The organism is Cellulomonas endophytica, from assembly GCF_004123805.1.
GTDB lineage: Bacteria > Actinomycetota > Actinomycetes > Actinomycetales > Cellulomonadaceae > Cellulomonas > Cellulomonas endophytica.
Genome location: NZ_RWJX01000134.1, coordinates 1 through 4,226, shown reverse-complemented (window position 1 = coordinate 4,226; position 4,226 = coordinate 1). Strand labels below are relative to the sequence as shown.

The following is a 4,226-nucleotide window of genomic DNA, read 5'->3' as shown; positions in this document are numbered from 1 at the left end:
GACCGCGCCGACGACCGCGCCGACGACCGCGCCGACGACCGCGCCGACGACCGCGCCGGCGCCGCGGACCGGGCTGCCGACGACCGGGATGCCCCCGACGGCGGTGCGGCGGACCGCGGTACCGACGACCGGGGCACCGTCGACCGGGCCGGACGTCCCGCCGCCCGGGACCCGCGGTCCGCGACGGACGGCGCGAGGGCCTCCGGGACGCCGTCGGGGGACGGCGCGGCCGCACCCGGCGGGCCGGTGACCCCGTCGGCGCCGCCGGGTGCGACGGCGGCGGACCCCGCTGCCGCGGTGCGCGGGCCGGGCGCGCAGGACACGGAGATGCTGCGCCGCCGCTGGCCCGAGGTGCTCGACATGATGCGCTCGCAGCGACGGGCGACGTGGATCCTCGTCAGCCAGAACGCGCAGGTGCAGGACCTCGACGCGACCACGCTCCGCCTGGCCTTCCCGACGGCGGCGCTCGCCGCCACCCTGCGCTCCGGGCAGCACGCCGAGGTGGTCGCGCGCGCCGTCCGCGAGACGCTCGGCTTCGACGTCCGGGTGGAGGGGGTGGAGGGCGGTGCGGCCGCGTCGTCGGCCCGTCCGGCGCCCACCGACCGGCAGCCCGCGGACCGGTCGGCCGCCGACCGGCCTGGGCCCGACCGGCCTGGTCCCGACCGTCCCGGCGACCCCTCCCGTGCGCGGGAGGACGACCGGCGCCGCGAGGACGACCGGCGCCCCGGCGGCGGCTCGACGCGCCCGCCGGCCGTCGTCGCCCCGCAGGACCGGGCGCGGGAGGCCGGTGCGCGCCGGGAGGCGGGCCAGGGTGCCCACGCCGACGGCGACGACCCACACGCGGGCCCCGGCGCCGGCGGCCCCGTACCTGCGGGGGTCGGCTCTCGTGACGGGGTCGGCGCAAGGGTCGGCGCAGGCGCGGAGGCACCGGCCGTCCGCTCGTCCGAGGACCCCGTGCCGGAAGCTCCGGCGGCCGACGACCGCGCCCAGGGCGTCCCGACCGTCGGTGCTCGCGGACAGGACGCCCTGACGGGGGGTGCTCCCGGACGGGACGCCGTGACGGGCGGTGCCGATGCGTCGGAGGCCCCGGCCCCGCGGAGCGCTGCCGCGGACGGACCGTCCGCGGCCGCCCGGTCCTCGTCGCCGGCCGTCCGCGCCCCCGGGATCATGAGCCCGGAGGAGGCCGTCGCGTCCTGGGACACCCCGGCCCCGGCCGCCCCGCCGGTCCTGACGCCGATGGCGTCAGCCGGCGGGCAGGGCACGGCCGTCCGCAGCGACGTCCCGGCGCGCGCCGGGCGCGGGTCGCAGGGTGACGGCGCCTCGTCCGCCGGGGGTCCTGCCGACCCGGACGCCCCGCCGCACGCCCGGGGCGACGTGCCGGCCGCGGCCTCCGCGCACCGCGGCCCGGCCTTCGCGGACGTCCCGCCCGACGACGACGAGCCGCCCTTCCCCGACGACGAGCCGCCGCCGGACGACGACTTCGTCCCGCCGGAGGACCTGGGCCACCGTGGCGGTCGGTCCGCCGGGGCCCGGGGGTCGAGCCCCTCGGCCCCCGGTCGACGAGGCGACGAGGTCCAGCCGTCCCGGTCGACCTCCGGGGGTGTCACGGCCCCGACCACCGCCGCCCCGTCGGCCGCCCAGCCGCCCGCGGGGGCGACCTCGGCGCCGGACGCTCCGCCGGCGTCCGTGCCGGCGTCCGTGCCGGCGTCCGTGCCGGCGCCGCGGCCGCAGCTGCCTACGAGCCTCACCGCGCCCGCGGGCAGCCTGCGCCCCGGTGGTGGCGACCCCGCGCGCGCGGCCGGTGGCCCGGCGCCCGACGCCCGGGGACGGACCTTCGGCCCTCGTGGCGACGGCCGGCCGGCCCCCGAGCCGCCCGCCGAGGACCGGGGCGCACCGGCCGGGCGGGCACGCGGCGCCGCGGACTGGCCCGAGGCCATGGACGAGATGAGCCCGGACGACCCCGACCTCGGGCAGACGGGCCTCGTCGGCGCGCCGCTCGTCGCCCAGCTCCTCGGGGGCCGGATCGTCGAGGAGCCGGACTCCCCGCTCGGCTGAGCGCGCCGCCCCCGGGCCGTCCGCGGGGAGGCCCGGGGGCGGCACGGACCCGGGCCGGCCGCGTCCGCGCGCCCGGACGCCGCCGGCGCGGCACGCCGTAGGGTGGACACGTGTACGAGGGCGCGGTCCAGGACCTGATCGACGAGCTCGGGCGGCTGCCCGGCGTCGGTCCCAAGAGCGCCCAGCGGATCGCGTTCCACCTGCTGGCCGCCGACCCTGCGGACGTGAAGCGGCTGTCGGACGCGCTCGTCGAGGTCAAGGCGCGCGTCCAGTTCTGCGAGACCTGCGGCAACGTGGCCGAGGAGCCGCAGTGCCGCATCTGCCGCGACCCGCGCCGCTCCCCGACGGTCCTGTGCGTCGTCGAGGAGCCCAAGGACGTCGTCGCGATCGAGCGGACGCGCGAGTTCCGCGGCCGGTACCACGTGCTCGGCGGCGCGATCAGCCCCATCGCGGGCATCGGCCCGGACGACCTGCGCATCCGCGAGCTCATGAGCCGGCTCGCCGACGGGACGGTGACCGAGGTGATCCTCGCGACCGACCCCAACGTCGAGGGCGAGGCGACGTCGGCCTACCTCGGGCGGCTGCTCGTGCCGCTGGGGCTCACGGTGAGCCGACTGGCGTCGGGACTGCCCGTCGGCGGCGACCTCGAGTACGCCGACGAGGTCACCCTCGGACGCGCCTTCGAGGGGCGCCGCCGCATCAGCGCATGACAGGCTGACCACCACCGGTCCTCGGGCGGGGGACCGGGGACGACGGGAGGGGGCCGTGATGGCCGACGGACGCACGGAGGACGACGGCCTCACCGCGACGGTGCACGCGCTGCGAGCGGCGCCGCGGCGGGGGCCCGGGCAGGACGCCACGCGACCCCCGGTCGCGACGCCCGGTCCCGCGGGCGGCGCCGGCTGGACCGCCGACGTGGCGGCGACCGACGTCGAGCAGGGCGTCGAGGACGACGTCCTGGAGCTCGCGGCCCGCACCGCCGAGGAGGCCCGCGCCTTCCTCACCACCGTGACGGAGGTGGCCGCCGGCTCGAACCCCGAGCAGGGCCTGCCGCTGCTGCTGCTCGCGCTGTCCGACGTCCTCGCCGCCGGCGCCCGCCTGGGCGCGACGACGGACGTGGTGCCGACGGAGCGCTTCGAGCCGGACACGGGCCCCGACGCCGACCTCGACCCGCTGCGCGAGGCGCTGGCCAACGCCTTCGAGGGCGTGGACGAGTACGTGGAGGTCGTGGACCCGCTGCTCGGCCCCGAGGTGACGGGCGCGACTCTGTCGGGGTCGCTCGCCTCCGTCGCGCAGGCGCTCGCGCAGGGCCTGCGCCACCACGACGCGGGCAACCCCGTCGAGGCGCTCTGGTGGTGGCAGTTCTCCTACCTGTCCGACTGGGGCGACCGCGCCTCCAGCGCGCTGCGCACCCTCCAGGCGGTGCTCGCCCACCTGCGGCTCGACGTCGACGACGACGTCGCCGAGGAGGCCGAGTACGACGCGCTCCAGCCCTAGGGCGCCCGGTCGCCCCAGGCCCGATGCACGGGTGGGCGGCGGGTGGCGACGGGCGGGCGGTGGGCGGCGTGCGGGCCGGACCGGCATGCGGAACCCCCGCGGGGACGCCGGACCCGTCCCCGTACACTCGCGCGCGTCCCCAGCCCGGCGAGCGAGAGCACCACTGTGGCCCTGATCGTCCAGAAGTACGGCGGCTCCTCGGTCGCCGACGCCGACAGCATCAAGCGCGTCGCGAAGCGGGTGGCCGAGGCCAGGCGCGCCGGTGACGACGTGGTCGTCGTGGTCTCGGCGATGGGCGACACGACGGACGAGCTCATCGATCTCGCGCACCGGATGACGCCGCTGCCGCCGCAGCGCGAGATGGACATCCTCCTCACGGCCGGCGAGCGCATCTCCATGTCGCTGCTCGCGATGGCGATCCACAGCCTCGGCGTGGACGCCCGGTCGTTCACGGGCCAGCAGGCGGGCGTCATCACCGACGAGGTGCACGGCAAGGCCCGGATCATCGACGTGACGCCGGGCCGCATCACCTCGGCGCTCGCGGACGGCGCGGTCGCCATCGTCGCGGGCTTCCAGGGCGTCAACCTCGAGACGAACGACGTGACGACGCTCGGCCGTGGCGGCTCGGACACCACCGCGGTCGCGCTCGCGGCGGCGGTCGGCGCGGACGTCTG

General features: G+C 79.1%; 4 protein-coding genes. All 4 read left to right on the top strand.

Going from position 1 to position 4,226, the window contains the following annotated elements; translation table 11 throughout:
- The coding region (locus tag EJA20_RS18070; RefSeq protein WP_476727340.1) for a DNA polymerase III subunit gamma/tau domain-containing protein at positions 1 to 2,055 on the top strand (2,055 nt) is incomplete at its 5' end.
- 110 nt (positions 2,056 to 2,165) lie between these two features.
- Entirely contained in the window at positions 2,166 to 2,765 is a 600-nt protein-coding gene (gene recR, locus EJA20_RS18065; protein WP_129339901.1) for a recombination mediator RecR, read from the top strand.
- A gap of 247 nt (positions 2,766 to 3,012) precedes the next feature.
- Positions 3,013 to 3,552, top strand: a complete 540-nt coding sequence (locus tag EJA20_RS18060) for a DUF5063 domain-containing protein (RefSeq protein ID WP_420836456.1) — start codon at positions 3,013 to 3,015, stop codon at positions 3,550 to 3,552.
- Positions 3,553 to 3,717: 165 nt separating this feature from the next.
- Positions 3,718 to 4,226, top strand: a 509-nt coding sequence (locus EJA20_RS18055; RefSeq protein WP_476727339.1) for an amino acid kinase family protein, incomplete at its 3' end; no start/stop codon positions are given.